General features: G+C 40.5%; 18 protein-coding genes and 2 pseudogenes. 12 read left to right on the top strand and 8 right to left on the bottom strand.

Features of this window, described 5'->3' with window-relative positions; genetic code table 11:
* Positions 1 to 16 precede the first annotated feature (16 nt).
* The 3 genes from R7Z78_RS13670 to rffA all read left to right on the top strand — a co-directional run bounded on the left by R7Z78_RS13670 (position 17) and on the right by rffA (position 3,015).
* Entirely contained in the window at positions 17 to 1,204 is a 1,188-nt protein-coding gene (locus R7Z78_RS13670; RefSeq protein ID WP_169644306.1) for an ATP-grasp domain-containing protein, read from the top strand.
* Between the two features lie 83 nt (positions 1,205 to 1,287).
* Positions 1,288 to 1,761: an acyltransferase gene (locus R7Z78_RS13665; RefSeq protein WP_169644305.1), complete on the top strand. Its 474-nt coding sequence runs from the start codon at positions 1,288 to 1,290 to the stop codon at positions 1,759 to 1,761.
* A 111-nt stretch (positions 1,762 to 1,872) separates the two neighbouring features.
* Positions 1,873 to 3,015, top strand: a complete 1,143-nt coding sequence (rffA, locus tag R7Z78_RS13660) for a dTDP-4-amino-4,6-dideoxygalactose transaminase (protein ID WP_169644303.1) — start codon at positions 1,873 to 1,875, stop codon at positions 3,013 to 3,015.
* Between the two features lie 49 nt (positions 3,016 to 3,064).
* Here the strand turns inward: rffA and waaA are convergent, their stop codons facing one another.
* The 8 genes from waaA to R7Z78_RS13620 form a co-directional block, all read right to left on the bottom strand.
* Entirely contained in the window at positions 3,065 to 4,330 is a 1,266-nt protein-coding gene (gene waaA / locus R7Z78_RS13655; RefSeq protein ID WP_169644302.1) for a lipid IV(A) 3-deoxy-D-manno-octulosonic acid transferase, read from the bottom strand.
* Entirely contained in the window at positions 4,324 to 5,382 is a 1,059-nt protein-coding gene (gene waaF, locus R7Z78_RS13650; RefSeq protein WP_169644301.1) for a lipopolysaccharide heptosyltransferase II, read from the bottom strand. Before waaF ends, waaA begins: the two co-directional genes overlap by 7 nt.
* Positions 5,379 to 6,368: a lauroyl-Kdo(2)-lipid IV(A) myristoyltransferase gene (gene lpxM / locus R7Z78_RS13645; RefSeq protein WP_169644300.1), complete on the bottom strand. Its 990-nt coding sequence runs from the start codon at positions 6,366 to 6,368 to the stop codon at positions 5,379 to 5,381. Before lpxM ends, waaF begins: the two co-directional genes overlap by 4 nt.
* Positions 6,369 to 6,494: 126 nt before the next feature.
* A complete protein-coding gene (gene rfaD / locus R7Z78_RS13640) occupies positions 6,495 to 7,436 on the bottom strand; it encodes an ADP-glyceromanno-heptose 6-epimerase (RefSeq protein WP_169644298.1) in 942 nt (313 codons plus the stop codon).
* 141 nt (positions 7,437 to 7,577) lie between these two features.
* Positions 7,578 to 9,776: a YjbH domain-containing protein gene (locus tag R7Z78_RS13635; protein WP_169644297.1), complete on the bottom strand. Its 2,199-nt coding sequence runs from the start codon at positions 9,774 to 9,776 to the stop codon at positions 7,578 to 7,580.
* Between the two features lie 2 nt (positions 9,777 to 9,778).
* Entirely contained in the window at positions 9,779 to 10,540 is a 762-nt protein-coding gene (locus R7Z78_RS13630; RefSeq protein WP_169644296.1) for a capsule biosynthesis GfcC family protein, read from the bottom strand.
* Positions 10,537 to 11,211, bottom strand: a complete 675-nt coding sequence (locus R7Z78_RS13625; protein WP_169644357.1) for a YjbF family lipoprotein — start codon at positions 11,209 to 11,211, stop codon at positions 10,537 to 10,539. Before R7Z78_RS13625 ends, R7Z78_RS13630 begins: the two co-directional genes overlap by 4 nt.
* A gap of 73 nt (positions 11,212 to 11,284) precedes the next feature.
* Entirely contained in the window at positions 11,285 to 11,509 is a 225-nt protein-coding gene (locus R7Z78_RS13620) for a hypothetical protein (RefSeq protein ID WP_136976555.1), read from the bottom strand.
* A 656-nt stretch (positions 11,510 to 12,165) separates the two neighbouring features.
* Between R7Z78_RS13620 and R7Z78_RS13615 the strand changes: the two genes are divergently transcribed.
* The 9 genes and pseudogenes from R7Z78_RS13615 to R7Z78_RS13580 all read left to right on the top strand — a co-directional run bounded on the left by R7Z78_RS13615 (position 12,166) and on the right by R7Z78_RS13580 (position 21,457).
* A complete protein-coding gene (locus R7Z78_RS13615) occupies positions 12,166 to 12,681 on the top strand; it encodes a porin family protein (protein WP_169644293.1) in 516 nt (171 codons plus the stop codon).
* Positions 12,682 to 12,747: 66 nt separating this feature from the next.
* Positions 12,748 to 14,203: pseudogene (locus tag R7Z78_RS25040) on the top strand (SLBB domain-containing protein); the annotation flags it as partial.
* A 107-nt stretch (positions 14,204 to 14,310) separates the two neighbouring features.
* Positions 14,311 to 15,408 (top strand): annotated as a pseudogene (locus tag R7Z78_RS25035) (SLBB domain-containing protein); the annotation flags it as partial.
* A gap of 305 nt (positions 15,409 to 15,713) precedes the next feature.
* The gene (locus tag R7Z78_RS13605) at positions 15,714 to 16,679 is read left to right on the top strand and encodes a Wzz/FepE/Etk N-terminal domain-containing protein (protein ID WP_169644290.1); all 966 of its coding nucleotides are present in this window, start codon (positions 15,714 to 15,716) and stop codon (positions 16,677 to 16,679) included.
* Between the two features lie 49 nt (positions 16,680 to 16,728).
* The gene (locus R7Z78_RS13600) at positions 16,729 to 18,030 is read left to right on the top strand and encodes a lipopolysaccharide biosynthesis protein (protein ID WP_169644288.1); all 1,302 of its coding nucleotides are present in this window, start codon (positions 16,729 to 16,731) and stop codon (positions 18,028 to 18,030) included.
* The gene (locus R7Z78_RS13595) at positions 18,027 to 18,497 is read left to right on the top strand and encodes a serine O-acetyltransferase (RefSeq protein ID WP_169644286.1); all 471 of its coding nucleotides are present in this window, start codon (positions 18,027 to 18,029) and stop codon (positions 18,495 to 18,497) included. Before R7Z78_RS13600 ends, R7Z78_RS13595 begins: the two co-directional genes overlap by 4 nt.
* A 2-nt stretch (positions 18,498 to 18,499) precedes the next feature.
* On the top strand, positions 18,500 to 19,555 hold the full coding sequence (locus R7Z78_RS13590; RefSeq protein WP_169644284.1) for a glycosyltransferase: 1,056 nt from the start codon (positions 18,500 to 18,502) through the stop codon (positions 19,553 to 19,555).
* A gap of 22 nt (positions 19,556 to 19,577) precedes the next feature.
* The gene (locus R7Z78_RS13585) at positions 19,578 to 20,339 is read left to right on the top strand and encodes a glycosyltransferase family 2 protein (RefSeq protein WP_169644282.1); all 762 of its coding nucleotides are present in this window, start codon (positions 19,578 to 19,580) and stop codon (positions 20,337 to 20,339) included.
* A complete protein-coding gene (locus R7Z78_RS13580) occupies positions 20,339 to 21,457 on the top strand; it encodes a hypothetical protein (protein ID WP_169644280.1) in 1,119 nt (372 codons plus the stop codon). The genes R7Z78_RS13585 and R7Z78_RS13580 overlap by 1 nt, the downstream gene beginning before the upstream one ends.
* Positions 21,458 to 21,460: the final 3 nt, after the last annotated feature.

Raw genomic sequence — 21,460 nt, 5'->3', positions numbered from 1 at the left:
ATAAGAAGTGTACAAGATGTGTAAGAAAGTAATGATTTTAGGTGCTGGTATTTACCAGCTTCCGCTTATCCAAAAGAGCAAAGAGCTAGGACATAAGACGATTGTTGTTAGTCCGAGAGGGGATTACCCTGGAATTGATGAGAGTGATATTTTTTTAGACATCAATACTACCGACATCGACAGTGTGTTTGAAGCGGCAAAGCTTTATGACATTGATGCAATACTTACGACCGGAACAGATGTAGCTGTACCTAGTATCGGCTTTGTTGTTGATGAGTTGGGTTTGAAGGGGACAAGTTACCAAAGTGCTCTTCAGAGCATGGATAAAAGCTTAATGAAAGAAGCTTTTAAGGATGGGGGAGTTCCTACTGCTAAGTTTGGTATTTCTTCGAATCTCGCAGAAGCAAAACAACTTGCTAGTTCAATCGGCTTTCCTTTGATGGTTAAGGCTTCTGATAGCTCAGGCAGTCGTGGTGTTTACAAGGTTGAGGAGCTTGTTCAGCTTGAACGGCTATGGAAAGCGGCTAAGGATGTTTCTCGCAATTCTTTGGTCGTAATGGAAGAGTTTCTTGATGGCGTTGAGTTTGGGGCGCAAGCTATCGTAGTTGATGGTACTGTTATTGATATTATCTTTCACAATGATACGGTTACTCCAGCACCTAATAACGCACCTCTCGGACATTCCGTGCCGTGCTCAATATCGACTTCTATTTTGTCTGATGCAGAAGATATAATAAAACGAGCCATTGAAGTTTTAGGGATTGATAACACCGTCTCTAATGTAGATTTAATGTTAGTAGATGGAAAGCCTTACATTATTGAAATTGGCGCTAGAATGGGTGCTACATGCTTGCCAGAAAATGTAGAAAATTACCTTGGTATAGATATCTACGGTTTATTACTGGATATTGCGTTAGGCAAACCGATTGTGTTTAACCCCAATACAAAGCGTACAGCGAATGCAGCAAGACTACTTTGCGCTCCAAAAAGTGGTCAGTTAGTTGCGATAGATATACCTTCTGAACTCACAGAAAATCATAGTGTTATCCGCATTAAGGTGGATAAAAAGCCAGGAGATACCGTCAATGAGTTCAAAGTTGGGCCTGATAGGATTGGAGAGGTTATTGTGACTGGTAGTTCTTACCTAGAGGCGGAAGCACTAGCAGAAGACATAGCCAAGCAAATTAAAGTACACGTGATCTAATGTTTAAGAATTACAAAAAGCTACTCTCTAGTCTTTTATTATTTTTTCTTATCCCTCTTCCTAGCTATGGGTGGGGGATTAGATTGAGAGGGCGAATATATAAAAGACTGTTAGGTGAGTGTGGTAACAATCTCGCGCTATCGAGTTTGGTAAACATATATAACCCAAGTACGCTGAAGTGTGGCAACAACGTTTACATTGGCTATTGCTGCTATATTGGTGACGGTGACATAACAATTGATGATGAGGTTGTCATTGGTCCTTATGTTTCAATCACAGGAGGAAACCACCTTTTTAAAGACGGTTCTGTGAGGTTTGGAGGCTACCAATACAAGCCTATTTCTATAGGCAAAGGTAGCTGGATTGGAGCACACTCATCGATCGTAGCTGGTGTGAAGATTGGTAAAGGGTGTATTGTTGCAGCTGGCTCAGTTGTCAACAAGGACGTGCCTGACGGAATGGTCGTAGGCGGCGTGCCTGCTAAAGTCATTAAAGAAAATGATCCTAACTCAGGTTTAGATGGAACAGAGCAAGTTGGTATGCAAGGCAGATGTTAAGATTTTTTGTAATATTATCTGTGCTTTATGTGTTTGGATAGAGAGCTAATTGCCATAACATAAGGCGGGCTTTGGTATTAAGAATTCCCCCCATTTTTTAAAGATAGATAGATGATTGAGTTTAATCGCAAGCCATACACTGGTAACGAAGACCAGTACATTCAAGAAGTGATGCAAAAACATTCCATTTGTGGTGATGGAGAGTTTACGAAAAAGTGCCATGAATGGTTTCAGAATCACCTAGGTTGTGAACGCAGTCTATTGACGCCTTCCTGTACTCATGCTTTAGAGCTGGCCGCTTTGCTTATTGATGTTAAACCGGGTGATGAAGTCATCATGCCAAGCTATACCTTCGTGAGTACAGCCAACGCATTTGTTCTGAGAGGGGCAAAAATTGTATTTGTTGATATTCGTCCAGACACAATGAATATCGATGAAACGCTCATAGAGCAAGCAATTACTGATAAAACGGTTGCAATTGTACCTGTACATTATGCTGGCGTGGCTTGTGAAATGGATACGATCATGGCAATTGCACAAAAGCATCAATTGTTTGTCATTGAAGATGCGGCTCAAGGTGTTATGTCCAGCTACAAAGGGCGTCCTCTTGGTACGATTGGTGATATTGGCGCATTCAGTTTTCACGATACGAAAAACTATACAAGTGGCGGGGAAGGTGGCTTGCTCGTCGTTAATAATCCTAAATTTGTTGAACGTTCTGAGATCTTACGTGAAAAAGGGACTGACCGTAGTAAGTTTAAGCGTGGAATGGTTGATAAGTATACTTGGATCGATCTCGGTAGTAGCCTGCTACCAAGTGAGCTACAAGCTGCTTACTTATGGGGGCAGATGGAAGTCGCTGAAAAAATCAATGAAAACCGATTGGCCTCTTGGAATCGATACTACAAACTGCTTTCTGAGCTTTCTCAACAAGGCAAAATAGCACTACCAAGCATGCCTGAGGGATGTCAACACAACGCTCACATGTTCTATATAAAAGTAGCGGACATTGAAGAAAGAATAGACCTTATTAATTTCCTGAAACAAAAGGAGATTATTAGTGTGTTCCATTATGTTCCATTGCATAGTGCACCTGCTGGTGAGCGATTCAGTCGTTTCTCAGGGGAAGACAATTTCACGACGCAAGAGAGTGAAAAAATTATTCGATTACCACTTTGGTATGGAATGGAAGAGCACAAAGTTGATGCAGTTGCTGGAGCAATAGAGTCGTATTTTGCTTGCAGCAATGAATAAGCTACAAAGTTTATAGCTCATTAGTAAAAAGCGGCCTTTGACCGCTTTTTTAATTAAGCACTTCTAAGATAGTATTTTTTATTGCACCCTGATTCATATTAACAATTTTACTGGCTGCTGTATGGTAGGCAATACGTTTCTCAGGGATCTCAATTAACTGAATGATGGTTTTAGCGAGAGTTGATCTGTCTTTAACAATGATTAATCCACACTCTTTAACAAATGAATCGACGATCTCTTGAAAGTTAAAGAAGCTTGGACCATTGATAATAGGGACGCCCAAAGCAGCAGGCTCCAATACATTATGCCCACCGACCTTATTTCCAACTAGGCTTCCACCCATAAAGCAGATGTCCGCTGCGCCCATCAACGTTAGCATCTCACCCATAGTATCGCCGAGATATACTTGAGTATTCGTCTCTACTGCATGCGTTGAAGTACGACGCACAGTGTTAAAGCCTTGCTGTTGGCAAAGCGTGAAGACATCATCAAATCGTTCTGGATGGCGAGGAACCAAAACGAGTAAAGCATTTGGATGAGATTTTAAAACTTGTCTATGTGCATCTAATACCTGTTCGTCCTCGCCTTTGTGGGTGCTAGCTGCAATCCAAATCGGACGATCGTTTCCAAGTTGGGCTCGAAGCTGCTGTCCTTGCTGTTTCACTTGCTCTGATATTTGAATATCGAACTTAATCGAGCCAGTAACGGATAGTTTCTTTTTCTCAACGCCTAAGCGTTCGAAGCGCTCTGCATCTGAATCCGTTTGGCAGAGTACTTGAGTTAGGCATGGATGAAGCTGGTTAAAAAGCCGCTGTATTTTGGCGTAGTTCTGACACGATTTTTCAGATAGGCGCGCATTCACGACTGTTATAGGGATACCCGCTTTATAAACATTGTGAAGCGTGTTTGGCCACAGCTCAGTCTCGATGATCAACATTTGTTTTGGTTGTACTGCTTTAAGAAAACCTTTGATAGCAAAACCAAAGTCAATTGGCATATAGCGGTGTTCAACTAAATCACCCAACTTAGCAATCTGTTCAGCTCCGGTACTTGTTGTTGTAGTAACTAGAATAGATTGCTCGGGGTTTTGTTCCTTAAGGGCTTTGATTAAAGGTGTCGCTGCTATGCTTTCACCAACAGATACGGCATGTATCCAAATAGGTTTGTCGTTACTTTTTAGCTTGGGGGTTATGCCAAAGTGCTCTTTCCAGCGAGAGCCGAACTTAGGCTTATTTGGTTTGCTCTTGTACAAACCAAATAAAAGCAGCGGTGACGCTAGGGCGAGTAGTAAGGTATAAACAATACGAACTAACATGAGCTTATCGTAATGGCGTCAAGTTTTTGGATACTATCTAGCACTTGCTTAGGCGAAAGTTCTGTCAAGCACTTAAGGTGTTTGTACTGACATTCACGCTGGAAACAAGGGCGACAATCAATATCGGTATGAACAATCTCCACTTTTTCTGCGAGTGGGGGGGTGTACTTCGGTGATGTTGAACCATATACGGCAACAACATTACAACCAACTGCAGCCGCCACATGCATTAAGCCGGAGTCATTCGCGACAACAGTCTTACATGCCGCAAGTAGGTCGACCGCTTCAATTAAGCTGGTTTGGCCTGCTAGAACGTGAATGTCCTCATGGAATTGCGTCGGAACAAGTGCGCGGATATTGTTACAAGTCTCTAAGTCTTTTTGAGAACCAAACAACCAAATTTGATGCCCAGATCGAGCCATTTGCGTCGCAACTTCAGCGTAGTGTGTTTCGGGCCATTTTTTGGCGGGACCAAACTCTGCTCCTGGGCACAGTCCAATGATTGGTTGGTCTTGCGTTAAGTTGAACTTTTTGATCGTGGCTTGTTGCTCTGCTTCGTTGATTGCAAGGCGTGGGCGAGGTAAGGTTTCAAGCCCGCCAAGAGAGTTAGAATCCACCATTTCTGCTTTTGGATAAGCTAACGCTACATAGCGCTCTACCATGTACTGAAAAGACTTCATGTTAGGGCGTAAGTCATTCAATAAACCATAGCGCATTTCTCCTTTCCAGCCAGTACGGAGAGGAATGTTGGCAAACCATGGGATCAGTGCTGATTTCGCTGATTTAGGCAAGATATAGGCGTGGTCATATTGCTTTTCACGTAATGATTTACCAATTTCCCTGCGGCCTAATAAGTTAAACTCACCATGACCGATAGGCATTTCAATCGCTTGGTGGATTTCTGGCATACGCTCAAGAATCGGTTTACACCATCCTGGAGCGATCACGTCAATTTGGCTATCTAGATGGCGTTGCTTTAATACGACATATAACGATTGCGACATTACCATATCGCCAACCCAAGAAGGGCCAATAATTAAGATTTTTTTCATTTGCTTATTTGCCAGTCAGTGTTGTATCTCGGTTTGAACAGGTTGTAATAGTTATTGCCGTCTTCTTGAGAGTGCAGTAACTGCAGTACCCACATATATTGTTCTGGTTTATCTCTGACAAAATATTCAATGGCTTCATTACAGGTACGAGCGTCTTGCTCTTCGCCTTTATCCAACTCAAACGCCGGTAAAATCTCAATATCAAACGTACCATCTTCAGTGTTCATCGACGCAAATAGAGGCAGTACTTTTGAGCGTGATAGTTTTGCAATTTTGCCTAAACCAGGTAGCGTTGCTTTACGTGTTGCAAAAAAATCTACAAACACACTATGCTCTGGGCCGTGATCTTGATCGGGTAGATAATACCCTACATAGCCATCTCGAATGGATTTCAGAAAAGGCTTAATGCCACCTGAGCGTTCATAAACACGACCACCATATTGAACTCTTTGCTTTTGCATCAGCCAGTCACCAACATCATTCTTTTGTTTCTTCGCCATTGCAGAAACCGGCATCCCCATTGAAGCCAGCAAAATAGCAGGAACATCAATTGCCCAAGAGTGGGGAACCATTAAAATCACATTTTCTTTGTTGTCAATGTGCTGTCGTAAAATGTCTAGGCCGCGAATTTGGCAACGGTTCTGAAGCCATTTTGGTGAGCGTAAACTTAGTAACCCGAAGCGAAAAAAGAACATGGCCGCTGTGTAGAGCGTTTTTTCTATCAAAACCTCACGTTCTTGGAACGACTTTTCCGGAAAACACAGCTCAAAGTTAACCCTCGCTCGATGAGCTGGACCTTTGTGGGATTTAGACAGTTTTTTGGCTATGATTTTCGCCAACCACTTTTGTAAACCCAGTGGCATTAATGATAATGGTAAAAATAAGATAACACCTAACCACGTGCCCCAGTACTTAGGCGACAGAAAGTGGCGCTTAAACTCAGGGTTATATGCTTTAGGATCGAAGTCATCACGTTTTATGGTCATGGCGTGTCTAGTTACCTATTCGTGTACGGGCGAAGTGGTTTAAATGAGAAAAAGATAGTTAGGAATGATACAGGCAATTGCACTTGAGTAAAGGTGGTAGGTTATGGTTCTACCACCTTGTGGTGCTTAACTGTTTTGGATAGTTAAGTATTCGGCAACGCCTTCTGCAACTGTCTTGAATTTAACATCACAACCTGCGGTGCGCAGTTTGGTCAGATCCGCTTGTGTGAATTCTTGGTAAGCGCCTTTTAGGTGCTCAGGGAATGGGATGGTTTCAATTTGGCCTTTGCCATGATGCTTGATAACTGCTTTTGCTACCTCTTCAAAAGATTCAGCACGGCCAGTACCACAGTTAAAAATGCCTGATACGCCGTTTTCTAAGAACCACAGGTTTACTTTGCATACATCACCAACGTAAACGAAGTCGCGTTTGAATGATTCGCTGCCCGCGAACAATTTAGGATTTTCACCTGCGTTAAGTTGGTTGTTTAGGTGGAACGCAACTGAAGCCATGCTACCTTTGTGGTCTTCACGTGGGCCATATACATTGAAGTAGCGGAAGCCGGTGATTTGAGAAAGGGTCTCACCATGTTCTTCAGCGTCTTGCCATAGGCGACGAACGTAGTTATCAAACTGCTGTTTCGAGTAACCGTATACATTCAGTGCGCCTTCGTATTCGCGTTCTTCAACGAAAGTATCGGTATCGCCGTAAGTGGCTGCGGAAGAGGCGTATAGGAATGGAATCTCGCGATCTAAACAGTAATGAAGCAGCTCTTTAGAGTACTCGTAATTGTTAAGCATCATGTACTTACCATCCCACTCAGTCGTTGCAGAGCAAGCACCCTCATGGAAGATGGCTTCGATAGGACCGAAGTCGTCACCTGCCATGATTTGAGTAAGGAAGTCATCGCGATCCATGTAATCTGTGATATCAAGATCAACTAAGTTTTTAAACTTCTTGCCATTTTTTAGGTTGTCGACAACCAGAATATCGTTAATACCTGCTTCGTTCAGTGCTTTAACAATGTTGCTGCCGATCATGCCAGCACCACCAGTTACGATGATCATAAGACTTCCACCATAGATTAAAATTTTCTCAGGAATTCTAGCAAGAAACAGAAATTAGCGCTATTGGAAGGAAAAGGAAAGGTATAGAGCACTTGGGGGAGGAATAAACAAAAGGGAGCCGAAGCTCCCTCAAGTAGGCTGTTATTTAGCGTTTGACGTATTTGGGCGTTGATACCAAGGATTACGCTCATCCGTCAGCTCAATCAAGCTGTACTTACGACCTAGCTTCTGACCACCATCGCGAGTCAATGGTTGCCAGCTAAAGAACGCACGGTTGTTGCTTGGCTTAACGGTCATGATGTCGAATGGAATCGAAATGTAGAAGCCTTTAGTAAAGCTACCTTCACCGAATTCGTCAGCCGACAAATCACTGATTGATGCGAATGCACCTGCAATGACACCACTCTTGAACTGTTTAGATACATTCACTTGTGTACCGATATCACCCGCTAGGAACTGACCAACATCAACTTGAATCATCAAATCTTGTAGGAAATCCCATTGAGGGTAGTAATAACCCGACACAAAACCAGTAAAGCCTTTATCTACAACTTGGAACGGACGTCCATATTCTGGCACATTTTGCCATTTCTCATCGTAAACACCGAAGTAACTTTGTGGATCACGTTGAGAAATTAAGTTGACGTCAGCGCCAATCGCCCAGTTAGCTCCTTGTGGTCGGTAAAGAAACTCGGTACCGACTCCGGCAAACATGCTCTCCAGATAGCCCGCGTAGAATTGCTGGTCCATGGTATCTGAATACTCTTGGAACCAAGTTAACTGTAGGTTGGACATGGTTACCGCGTGTTCATTTTGATAAGCACGGAACATGGTACGTACACGAGGAATCGAAGTGCCGTCTGGTGGGGTGACGTAGTTAAACTTGTCGTAGTTGTTGTACCAATCCCAGTATAGCGAGCCACCAATTTCTAGGTTATCTGTCAGCCAGTAAGACGCGCTACCACTTAAACCGACACTGAACAGATAGAACTCTTCTGGGTTGCCCAAGGTCTGAGCCAGTTTTGGTGAGAAGCCCCAATCAAAGCGCTCAAAACCATCGTAAGCAGGTTTACCTTGCGGTTTATCGCTCGAGGTTGATGTTGCATCTTCGATATTTGGATTGATGTAGTTAACTTCTGCAAAGTCACGGTATTTCTCTTTGGAGATAACCGTTTGATCGCCGATCAGACCACGACTGCGTTCATTGATAGTAAAGGTATCAATGTTGTCTGGCATTTCGTTATAAAGGACCGCCGCCGCTTTTTCATGAGCTTCTTTGCGATCACGATACTTTTTCTGCTCGCCAACAACCGAAACGGTATTATCTTCAACATAGAGTTGGGTATTTTGGTAGCCAGCAATTTTATCCAGCTCCTCGGTAACACGTTCCCAATCTACATCAGACAGTTGTTCTGGTTGCTTGTCTTCAACTTCTGGTGTTGGTGTATCACGCCAGAAAGATGGCATATCATTGAAGTTAGTGTAAAGACTAACGCCAGCAACTAACGTATCTCCGCGCTCGTAGCTCAAGCGCAAATCTGCCATGTGTCCTAAACGATATAGAACACCAAAGTTCCAAGGCGTATGAGGTGTCATGTCTACACCACCACGTACCACTGGGAAATCTTCGCTGTAATCGTTGCTGTCGTATTCAAGCTTAAATCGCAGTGGTGCATGTAAAGTTTGATACTCGACACCACCAAAGAGTGCAGCAGGACCTTTGAACCAGCGTTCAAAATCAACACTACCGCCATTACCTTTAAAGTCTGAAGGGCGTTCACAGAAACTATCGGACAGCTTACAAGCTGGGTTGCTGATGTTGTCGCGCGTACCTAAGTAGCCCCAGCCCATACCTAAAGTGAAATCAAAGGTACCAAGGTTTGGGTTAGAGTAACGCTTTGTCGCAGCAACAAACTCACCATCAAAAAGACCGGTACCTGCAAAGTCACGCACACCCACAGAAAGCTCAGGCAAGTACTCTGACTCTTGCAAAAGTCGAACTTTAAAATCGATGCCTTTGTCAGTGTATTTGGTATCACCTGAGAAGCTTGGATCGCTACTATAGAAAAGATCATTCACCATGGTGTAGCGAATCGTCGTTTCTAACCAGGGCATGACTTGCAGTGTGACGTTATAGAAAAGGTACTCATCGCTGCCAGTAACAGCAAAGTTAAACTCGCCTTCAGGCGCCATACGACCTGTTGGCATCTGCATTAAGCCGACACCACCAAAGTCCATTTGTGATGGTTGCAATGGCGGCACTTCAAAAGGTATGTCTTGAGCCCACACCAACGCTGGACCCATTAAAGAAAGGGATAAACTGGTTCTGATCAGGTTCATGTCTAGTTCTTCGATGAGGTTGGTTTACGTTGTGCAAGCAGAGCGACAATGTCTTTATCCATTTGTGATTTTTCGAACTCATCAAATGGGATATACACAATGGTAAGTGGCGGCAAGTAATATTGAGTGGTTAACCAACTGCCATGGTGAGGATGAATAACCTTGCCATCCGGGTAAATTAGAATTGGCGGATAGGCGAGCTCACCAATATCACCTGAACGTAGATTATCGACCTGTTCATGCAGAGCGATACCCGTTTGGTTTTCTACTGCGTAAACTTTTTCCAAGTTACCTACATACAACACTTTTTCTTCACGTTTTGGTGCACTTAACGCAAGTTGACCTTGTAAAAGAGGGTTATCAAATTTACCCAGACGGATGTGATCAACATCAATGGCCGACAGCACGCGAGGTGCAAACTGGCTATGCTGGATAAACTTATAAAATGGGTGCGCAACTAAATTATGTTGAATCATTTGGTTTAACACCGAGTTCTTTAAGGCAGTACTTCTTTGCACTGCTGATTCGGAATTATCAAATAGAGTCACAGCTAAAGGGTATTGCAGGGCGATTTGTTGTTCTTGTGCATGCTTAAGTACGCTCTCTAAACGTGCCGCGTGTTGGAATTGCAATGCTTTGCCCGTTCCGACAAGTTCTATATTGAGCGGTGGTGAGGTGTGATTTTGAGCTTGAACGGTAGTCGGTGTCGCCAGAATCGTTGCCGTTAAACTTAGGTTTAATAAAGATAGCAGTCGCTTATTCATGATTTGCTGTACCCTTTCAGAATCGTCAATTCAACAGGCACCATGTTTGGACCTAAGTGTTGACGTGTTTTCACTACTTCACCTTTACCGTTTACCCAGTATTGGTTCTCTACACTTTTTTCTAAGCTGGTAAACGTTACAACCTCGGTATAAACATCAGTAGAGGTAGATGAAATAGGGGTTATGACGGTTTCTTTACCTTGACGAGAACGTTGGACTTTAGCCGGGAACCCATAACGGTATTTGTCAGCCCAATCGTAAGAAAGAGAATATTGCACAGAGAGCGCTGAGTAGGCAGGAACGTTGCCATAAATACCCGCTAGATTGGTGGTTTGTAAACCAATGGTTTTAACAATATGTCCGTTCTCTGTTACTACCATTGCTTTGTCTGCACTGACCCACTTTAGTTGTGTATTGCCGGTTAATGGATTTGGTTCGGCGAAAGCTAACACTACAAAAACCTGTTTTTGGTTACCAATTTTTAAGTAAGCACTGGCATAAGGAACTGCTTCAATTTCTTCTGGCGTTAGTTCAACATCGATGTAGTTACCATAAGCTTCTTGGACGGTAGCGGATACGTCATTGAATTTTTGTGTACAGCCAAAGATTGAGCTCAGTAATGGTAGGACAATAAGTAAGCGCATCCATTTTTGCGATAGAAGAGTGTTCATCATTCCCTCATTACAAATAAAATCGCCCTGAATAGATCAGGGCGATTGTTTCAATATCTACAAAACTAAAAAATTATTTAGTTACTGAAGTAGAAGTAGAAGTAGAAGTAGAAGTAGACGTTGAATCGCTGTCTGACGCTGCAACCGCTACTACAGTTACTGCTGCTGCTGCACCTACCGCTACTGCAGTTGTACCAGTTGCAGACGCAGATGCTGCACCAGCAGAACCTGCTTCTTCAGCTGCAAATGCAGTTGATGCGCTTAGAGCCATAAGAATAGCTAGAGCTGTGTTCTTCATTATTAATCCTTGTATTTCAGATTTTAAAACATCGATGTTTGGTCTGTTTAGAACATACCATCGTTCATTTTAGTTAAAAAACAATCAGCATGTAAACAGTTTCCTATGTGAATTTGCCTAACGTTAAAGAAAAATTGTTGCAAGACTGAGAATTGAGAATTGAGAAGAGAGAGCTGCTTAGGTTTGATATTTGTACTGAATCAAAATGCGTCTTCGACTGCGTTATTTCCGGTCACCTCTGAATTTACGCAAACGTTCACATTTTTTACTCAATGCATCCGTAATGGTGTTCTGTTTTAAGAGGCTGGCAGCCAGTGTTTTTCTCATTTGTGAGAATTTACGAACCATAAACGGAAATCTGAGACGTTTTTGCCCCCTTGCCGTTTTGCGCTAATACATGCATAATTTGCCAGCTTTTGTGTTGCGTTTATAAAAGATTGTTTTTTTTGAACGGTTAGTCGCAAAAGTGAGGCTTAAAAAGAATATTTATATCAATAAACCGAATGAATCGGGAATCAGCGAACAGTGGCTAACGCGTAATGCCGCCGGGCGGTAGCGTGTAAACGCACAAGCGAAATTGACAAAAGTTAACAGACATTCACTGCGCGCGTCGTTCATAATGTGCAGCGGTCAGTCGACACCCAAGGAACACTTACGTGATTAATAAACGACCATGGCTAGGGGCGTTGAGTGCAATCAGCTTAGGCTTGTGCTCATTTTCTGCCTCAGCAGATTTTTATGCTGGTGCGTTAGTAAGTTACTCTAACGCTGAATTTCATCATTCCTCTTCTCCAGTAACCGAGGGAAACCCTTTCCTTCTTCAAGCGCAAGCTGGTTACTTCTTCAATGATTACCTCGCTTTTGAAGCACGTTACGGAACTTCTGTACAACGAGATAGCGGACTTGCACTAGATAGTCTTGCGAGTGGTTTTATTAAGTTGAATATGCCTGTCTCCGAGCGTGTAGCACTTTACGGACTTGCCGGTTATTCTAGTGTCCAGATCGACCAACAAAATGTAGGCCCTAATAAAGACCAAGGCTTTAGCTTTGGCTTAGGTATGCATTATGCTTTGGACAAGCAGAATGCAGTTGTTTTTGAGTTTGTTGATAGCACATCTGAAGACCAGGCACGCTTGAACGCACTTACTCTTGGCTTTCAACACCGATTTTAATTAAAGACCTAGCGCCTAGTTTTGTGGCTAGGATTTTTAACTCCTGACTTTAAATAGCGAATTATCATGCTCAAAGGATATTTCTCGATAGGTGCTTGCATTCTAGCAAGCCTATTTGCGCCGCTTACTAATGCGCAGACTCCAACCCCAGAACAAATTCAAATGTTTCAGAACTTGCCAGCTGACCAGCAACAAGCATTGGCGAGTAAGTATGGTATCTCTATTCCTTCCGGCGCTTCTTCTCAGCCAAGTAGTTATCAAAACCCTCAAGTGATTGAGCAACGCCCGGCTGCTAGTAGTACTGTTGAGGCAAAAGCTAACGACTCAGAAGACTCAGAAAAAGGTGAGCAAGGTCTAAAGCGCTTTGGTCTAGATTTATTTGCGGGTTCACCTACGACATTTGCACCAATCAGTGACGTACCTGTTCCGGCTGACTACACGGTAGGAGCTGGTGATGAAATCGTTATCCAACTTTTTGGTAAAGAAAACACAACGCATCGTCTTCGTGTTAATCGTGCAGGCATCATCAACTTCCCTTCCCTTGGTCCTGTTCAAGTGGCCGGCATGACATTCTCTGATGTGCGTGATTCTCTAAACCAGCGAGTAAAAGAGCAAATGATTGGTGTGCGCAGCGACATTTCGTTAGGTGAAATGCGCACCATGCAAGTTTTTGTTATGGGTGATGCGTACAAACCAGGGGCTTACACAGTTAGTGCACTAACCACAATCTCTCAAGCGATTTACTACAGTGGTGGCTTTAGTGAGAGTGGTGCCCTGCGTAACGTGCAACTTAAGCGTAATGGTCAGGTAATTCGTAAACTGGATATGTACGATCTGTTACTTAAAGGTGATGCTCGCAATGATATCCGCTTATTACCAGGTGATGTGGTCTTCATCGGTGCATTGGGTAACACGATTTCGATTGATGGTGAAGTAAACCGTCCCGCAATCTACGAAATCAAACCAGGTGAAACCTATAAGCAAGCGATTCAAATGGCAGGGGGCTTTACTGCTAACGCTTATAGCGATCAAATTGAAGTCAAACGTTACGCAGCGAAAGGTGCGCGCGATGCATTAACGCTGAACTTTAGTCAGTCACACGATCAGCAGACCAAAGTCAAAGATGGTGATGCTGTTAATGTACTGAAGAAGAGTGAAGACCTAACCCGTTATGTGCAAATTGAAGGCGATGTGCGCCATCCGGGCTTTATTGAGTGGAAGAGTGGTCTGCGAATTGCAGATTTATTCCAATCGGTTGATACATCTTTCAATTCTACAGCCGATATCAACTACGCTGTCGTTGTACGTGAAATTAATCCACAACGCGATATCGAGGTTTACCAAGTTAACCTTGCTAACGCGATTCTTTCTCCAACTAGCACTGACAACTTGAAGCTAAACTCGCGAGATCGAGTTTTAGTATTTAATCGTTTGAGTAATAAGAGTGTTGATTCACTGCTTGAAACCGACGATAAGGCGAAAAGCTTAGAGCAAGCACAACAGCAAGCACAACAGCAAGCCCAAGAAGAAGAGAAAGAGCAAAATCTTGAAATCTCATCAAGCAATGTTACGGGCAAAGATGTTCGAATGATGTGGCAAGGAAAGCCTGTTACAGCAGAACAACTGAAAGAACTGAAACAAAATACGCGAGCTACGTTGCTTGCTCCAGTATTGCTTAAGTTACAACAGCAATCACGTTTAGGGCTTGCTCCACAGATTGCGGAAATAACGGGTGAAGTAAAATACCCAGGCCGATACCCAATCACACCTCGTATGAAAGTTTCTGATTTGATTGAGGCTGCGGGCGGTTTGACCTACGGCGCATTCACAATTAACGCAGAGCTTGCCCGTACAGTTATTCGAAGTTCTGACGAAAGAGCTTCTATCGATATCGAGCGAATTGACTTACGTAAAGCGATTCAAGGTGACGTAAACAGTGATGTGCTTATTGCGGGTAGAGATAGGCTCAATATTCTGCAAAAACCAGATGTAAAGGTACAAAGCACAGTAACACTGCAAGGTGAGGTTCGCTTCCCTGGTACATATACAGTTCGCCAAGGTGAAACATTAGGTGAATTACTTGAACGTGCTGGGGGGCTAACCGAATTTGCTCATCCGAAAGGTGCTATCTTTACGCGTGAGGCTCTGCGCCTTCAAGAGCAAAAATTACTAAACCAATACGCTGCAGATATGCGAGCAGAAACAGCGAAGAAAACCTTCCGTGCTGATAGTAATATGGGTTCAGTAATCTCAGATCCGGACAAAACACTGAAGTTTGTTGAAGAGGCAAGTCGTAGCAAAGCTCTTGGTCGTATGGTAGTACAGCTTAATCGTATCCTCAAAGACGAGCGTTCTGCGGACTTTATGTTAGAAGATGGTGACTTCCTATTTGTACCGACCTTCCGAAACACGGTGTCGATCATGGGCGAAGTTCAAGTTCCTATCACATATCTACTCGATAACAAGCTAGATGTGGATGATTACTTGAACAAAGCCGGCGGTGCGAAAAAACAAGCAGATGAAGATCGTATCTTCGTTGTGCGCGCAGATGGTTCAGTATACAAACCAACGTCAGGTTACTGGTTCGGTAACAATCATGAAGAGCTAAAAGCGGGCGACACCATTGTTGTACCAATAGATACTGACTACCGTGACGCATTGAGCACCTGGACTGCAGTAACGCAGATCCTTTACCAAACTGGTGTAGCGATCAATGCGTTGAAGTAAGGAACGATAAGGTCATTCCAATCAGCTTAAAACAAGATTAGAAATACAATCATAGTAAGAGCTTATGTAACGATTGAAGTTACATAAGCTCAATTTTATGAATATTATTAATCAAAACGGCAAATACTACTCTGAACACCAATAGTGGCATTATTCAGCCGTAGCCCGTCATTCCAGCGAGCCGAAGCGAGACTAGGAATCTTGTCACAGCGCGGTTATGTTTTGAAAGTCGGAGAACAATCTATCAAACTTCACCAATCTCTGAGTCCAATATAACGAACCTCAGAGCTTAGGATTAAAGACCAATGGAACCACAAAAAGAATCCAACCCAAATTACCTACCATATCCGCCCAACTCACACCATGGTGACGATGAAATCGACTTGCGCGAACTGTTCGGCGCATTGTGGAAAGGTAAGTGGATCATCATAGCAACCACATTTGTCTTTGCAGTCGGCGCGGTACTTTACGCACTAAGCCTGCCAAACATCTACAAATCAGATGCGTTGCTTGCTCCTGCTGAAAGTTCAGGTGGCGGTGGCCTTTCAAAAATGGCAGGTCAACTTGGCGGACTAGCGGCGCTAGCAGGCGTTAACCTTGGTGCTGGTGAGTCTTCTCAAACCGATTTAGCCGTTCAGGTAATGAAGTCTCGCCAGTTTGTTGAAGCATTCATTAACAAACATGATTTGCTTGTACCACTAATGGCAGCCAAGGATTGGGATTTAGCAGATAATAAACTCATCTTAGATGAAGAGCTTTATAACCCAAACACAGGTGAATGGCTGCGTGAACCTAATGGTCTGCGTGGTGCAACACCAACAGCGCAAGAAGCTTTTCAAGTATTCAATAAAGAAGTGTTGAGCGTTAGCCAAGACAAAGAGAGCGGCTTATACACGCTATCAGTCAAAAGCTACTCACCTTATATTGCTCAGCAATGGGTCAATTGGTTAATTGAAGACATCAACAAAGTGATGCGTGAACGCACAATTGCAGAAACTTCACAGAACCTAGCTTACCTAAACACTCAGCTACAAAAAACCGCTGTTGCTGACATGCAAAGCACGTTTTATAAGCTGATTGAAGAGCAAACCAAAAGCTTAATGCTTGCAGAAGTACAAGAAGAATTTATCTTCAAGGTAGTAGACCCTGCAGTGGTACCAGAGTTGAAAGATGGGCCAAAACGCGCACTGATTTGTGTACTAGGTATATTGCTTGGTGGGATGTTTGGTACAGTATCGGTACTGATTCGTTTCTCTTGTCGACAAAAATAATCCGCATTATTAATGAATGGCTTAGGATAAACGATTGAGGTGATGATACTTGAGTAAGATTAAAACCAAAATTAGAACGCTAGTTTCTGGTGAATTTTCCCATATTTTAAAAGGGGTTATGAGTATACTGTTAGGTACGGGTACTGCGAGAATTATCGGTTTTGCCAGTATACCGGTTCTTACGCGAATTTATACCCCTGAAGAGTATGGAGTATTAGCATTATATATTTCTTTGGTGACAGCTCTCTCGCAAATAATGACATTTAGGTATGTACAAGCAATACCTTTACCAAAAAAAGATGCGATGGCCTTTAACTTACTTTATGCTTCCTTAAAGCTTATTTTATTCAATAGTATCATAATTTTCATATTGTTTTTGTTTTTCAAAGATAATATTCTCAAGCTATTTTCGCTAGAGTTATTAAATTATCAATGGTGGTTAATAATTATTGGTGCCTCACTTTTAGCTTTGTATGAATGTTTGACTTTGTGGGCAACCAGGAAAAGAAATTATAGAACTATTTCTTATTCAAGCCTGAGCGAAGCTATCATTGGTAACTTAGCAAAGATTGGACTTGGGTTACTATTTCTTCGTCCAGAAGGATTAATTTTCGGGTTTATCTCTGGACAAGTTTCTGGTATTTTAACATTCGCATCTGGTTTTTTTAAAACTCTTAGATTTAATTTTTCAAAAATTTCAAGCAAGCAACAAATTTTCATATTAAAGTATTATAAAGAGTTTTTTCTGTTTAGATTTCCATCTCAGCTATTGATGATTATGTCTATTCAAGCTCCCATTATAATGGCTGCTAATCTATATAATAAAGAAATTACTGGACAATTAAGTTTAGCAATTATGGTATTGTCAGTTCCTGCTGGTCTAATTGGTAAAGCTATTGCAAGGGTTTTCTATGGGGAAATAGCAAGTCTAGGGAAAAACAATCTATCTAAAATAAAAGAAATGACACACTTCTTACAAAAAAGATTGTTAATGTTTTCTTTGCCAGTTGCCCTCATTGCTATGTTGTTAATAGAGCCATTATTTATTCTCGTTTTTGGTGAGCAGTGGAGTTTGGCTGGCCGGTATGCTGTTATGTTATCTCCATTTATGCTATTTCAATTTACTTCTGCACCATTAATGGAAGTTATTAACATTTTGGGTTCTCAAGTTAACTTTTTAATATTACATTCGATTAGAGTTTTTGGGCTTATTGTTATATTTTTTTTGGTGAAAGTGCTTGAACTAAATAGTGATATATTTGTAATTGTATTGAGTACATATTTGTCAATGTTTTATCTTTCGGCGTCATTATTAGTTCTCTATATATTGTCAAAAAATGAGGTAGTATGACTAATTTTATTAAGATTATCTTTAATTTTGTTTTTTCTACAGCAGATAATCGTGTGGCTTTATATCTAAAACTAATTTGCTTATGTCGGAAAAGGAACTTAGTATACATTTCTTTAATAGTAACGAGAAGGTTACAACGCAAATATGGAGTTTTCATTGGACATAAAACAGATTTCGATGAGACGTTAACGCTACGACATCCTACAGGAATAGTAATAGGAATGGGGGCAACCCTAGGTAAGAATATTACCATTTTTCAAAATGTAACTATAGGTAGGAAAAATGGTGAAGACTACCCGGTGATTGGAGATAATACTGTAATCTACGCAGGGGCAGTTTTAGTTGGAGATATCGAGATAGGTAAAAATTGTGTGATTGGTGCCAACTCCGTAGTTAATAAAAATATTCCAAGTAATAGTGTTGTAGTAGGTGTTCCGGCAAAAATTATACCGAGTAAGGCTTATTAGATATGAATAAAAATATATTGATATCTGATCCAGATGATAAAACAGTGTGTTTGAAAGAATGTGGTGAAAAATATGGAGTGACATTTATCACCTGTCCTTATCACTTTGTTTTTTTTCCGTTTTACTTAACATTTTTAATACTTAGTTTAAAAAAACCTGATGCGGTCATCTTAAGATATATGAATGATAATAAAAAATTTTCGTATAGTCTTATCCTTTTTTTATCTAGGTTATTAACAATACTTATAGTAAGAATATTCAGAATAAAATTAATCTGGTTTTGCCACAATATAAATAAGGAAACGAATGAAAATTATCCTTTGTTAACTAAGTATATTAGGTATTTTTTAGAGAAGTATAGCTATAGAATTTATGTAATGGATAGACTTTTAGTGCCATATGCGATAAAGCACTTTCCAAGATCTGAGTATAAAATAGACTATATAAATTTTGGTGTTAGAAATAATAATTTTAGGAATATAAAAGAATTAGATAATTCTAAATTAATTGATAAAATAAATGATTTGACTAATAAGAGGTTTAAACCAGATCTGATTGGATTTTGTCCAACAAACTCAGGTGAAAAATATGTTCATATAAATTATGCTCCGAAACTAGTAGAAGCTGCTAAGAGTATTGGCTTTAATTTGCACATAGTTCTGGTTGGTAATCTTAAGGATTATTTAAGCGGAAAAAATGAGTTAAGGATTGAATTAGATAAACAAGAAAATATAACTCTAATTGATGAATTTGTTGATTATAATGCTTCAGAAGTGTCTAAATATATAGATTTTTATTGGAGAGGCCTTGATGATCAATCAGTTAGTTATTCTATCTATGAGGCTGCAACTAACCAAAAGCCTACGCTTGCTTTAGACTTCGGATTTATTGGTAAGGCTGTTAAAGAATATGCTCTAGGAGCAACAGTAGATTCAAATATGACTAATATCTTCGAGAGCCTAAGCTCACTAAATGATTGGGATAAAAGTAACGCAAAAGTTTTCTTGAAAGAGCACTCATGGGACTTTTCTGTAAATAAAATCCGTAGTATTTTGTAGTTAAAATAGAAGATGAAGTGAAATGTTAAGAATTGTTATTCCTACATATAATCGTGCAGATCGCGTTATAGACTTAGCGCAATCATTTATGAATCTTAATGGAAGGTTTGAAATCGTAATAGTAGATGATAATAGTAGAAGTTTAGATAAGAAAAAATTAGCTGAGTTTGGAAGTTCAGTATCGCACCTTGATAAATATAGAATAGTATTCAATGAAAGTAATACCGGCGGAGCCGGTGCCCGAGTTTTAGGTGCAGAGCTTGGAGGTGTCTATTCTTATATTTGGTTTTTGGATGATGATGACCAGATTTCTGTTTCGTCTTTTTCCGGCTTTCTTCAGTATCTTCAAAAAGAAAAACCATCTATGGTTGTTTTTCCATCTATATATAACGGAGTGGAAAATCGTCCTGTAGTTGAAAATTTAAAATATAAATTACGTCGGTATGGGCAAAATTTCAACACGTCATGTTGTGTTTTTTCAAAAGAAATATACATAAAATCTGGTGGTTGGGATAAAGAGTTAGTAGCAGGTCAAGATACTGATCTTTTTTTGAGAATGTCGTATCTGACTGATGGAACTTATTATGGTGATATAAAAATACTGGTTGTTGAACACGAAGAAGAAAGGATTACTACAAACTGGAAGAAGCAAATGAGAGGGAAGCGACAGTTTATTGTGAAAAATCATCACCGACTACACCCTCTAAGAACATTAAGGTACATATTAACATATGTTTTTTTTGTTCCATATTTCAAATATCTATATCAAAAAGTATTAAAATAATGTTGAATTATTTGGCTGTTTTGATTTTTTTTATTTCATTCTATCGAATAACTATTGTTAGTAGCAGTTTTTATTTATCGCTATTTTTTTCATTGTCAGCCATTGCTGCCTTACTGATTAACTCTGAAATAAGAAATCAATTTAAAACTGCGATAGGGTATAAATTATTATTTTCATCAATAGCAATGTTCTTGTGGGTTTTTTGTATAGATATATTCTCTGGGATAATAGTAATATCTCCCAATGCGGCATTTTCTGTTCGTATAATTAGTCTATTTCTATTAAGTGTATTTCCTGCTTTCTTTATAAATTGCTTTTTTATTAAAGGTGATGAGCGAAAGTTTATTTATGTAATTTCTGGTGGATTTTTAATTCAAACTATTTTTTGGTTTCTGACATTTGTCTATCCGGATGTTAAGGTTATGTTGTATTCCTTTATTGGTTCACCTAACTCTGTCAATTTACGTGATTATAATATAGGTTCAAGAGGGTTTGGTTTATCAAATGAAATTAATTTTACAACACCATTTATGATGGTTTTTATTGTTATGACCTACTATAGAAATCTATTATTTAAAGGCATAATACTTGTTACCCAGTTATTTAATTCTAATTTAGTTCTACTCGCCTTGCTTATTGGTTTGGTAAATGGGAAGACTTCTTTTTTAAATAAAGTTATAATATTAACTCTTTCGGTTCTTTCACTTTTCTTCGTTCTTGCTGCTTACGTTCCAAGGTTAGGGGCAGAGTTAGATGGCTTAGGAATGCAAACAATTGGCGCGTTACTTGGTGATCATGTCTTTTTTCTTGGTGATTTTTTATCAGATTATATTTTTGGACCTTTTAGGTACGTATTTCATGGTCAAGACATATATCGGTCAGATATTGGTTGGGTGATAATGGCGAATATAGGGGGAGGGGTTCTTTTGTTTCTTTTTCTTATATTCATAACTATCTTGATTGTCCGTGTTTCTACTAGTTTATTTTCAGTAGTGATACTTTTGTCTATAGTTGTCATATTAAATACCAAAGGGTTGTTGTTAGGGCCTAATGCTTTCATGTTCACAATGTTTTTTATATTATTCCACAATTATTATTCGCGTATGCGAAATGTTTGAGAT

The sequence above is a fragment of the Vibrio sp. 1167 genome, assembly GCF_033340375.1.
Taxonomy (GTDB): domain Bacteria; phylum Pseudomonadota; class Gammaproteobacteria; order Enterobacterales; family Vibrionaceae; genus Vibrio; species Vibrio alginolyticus.
The sequence above is the reverse complement of the archived record's forward strand: the minus strand, read 5'-3'. Positions and strand labels throughout refer to the sequence as shown.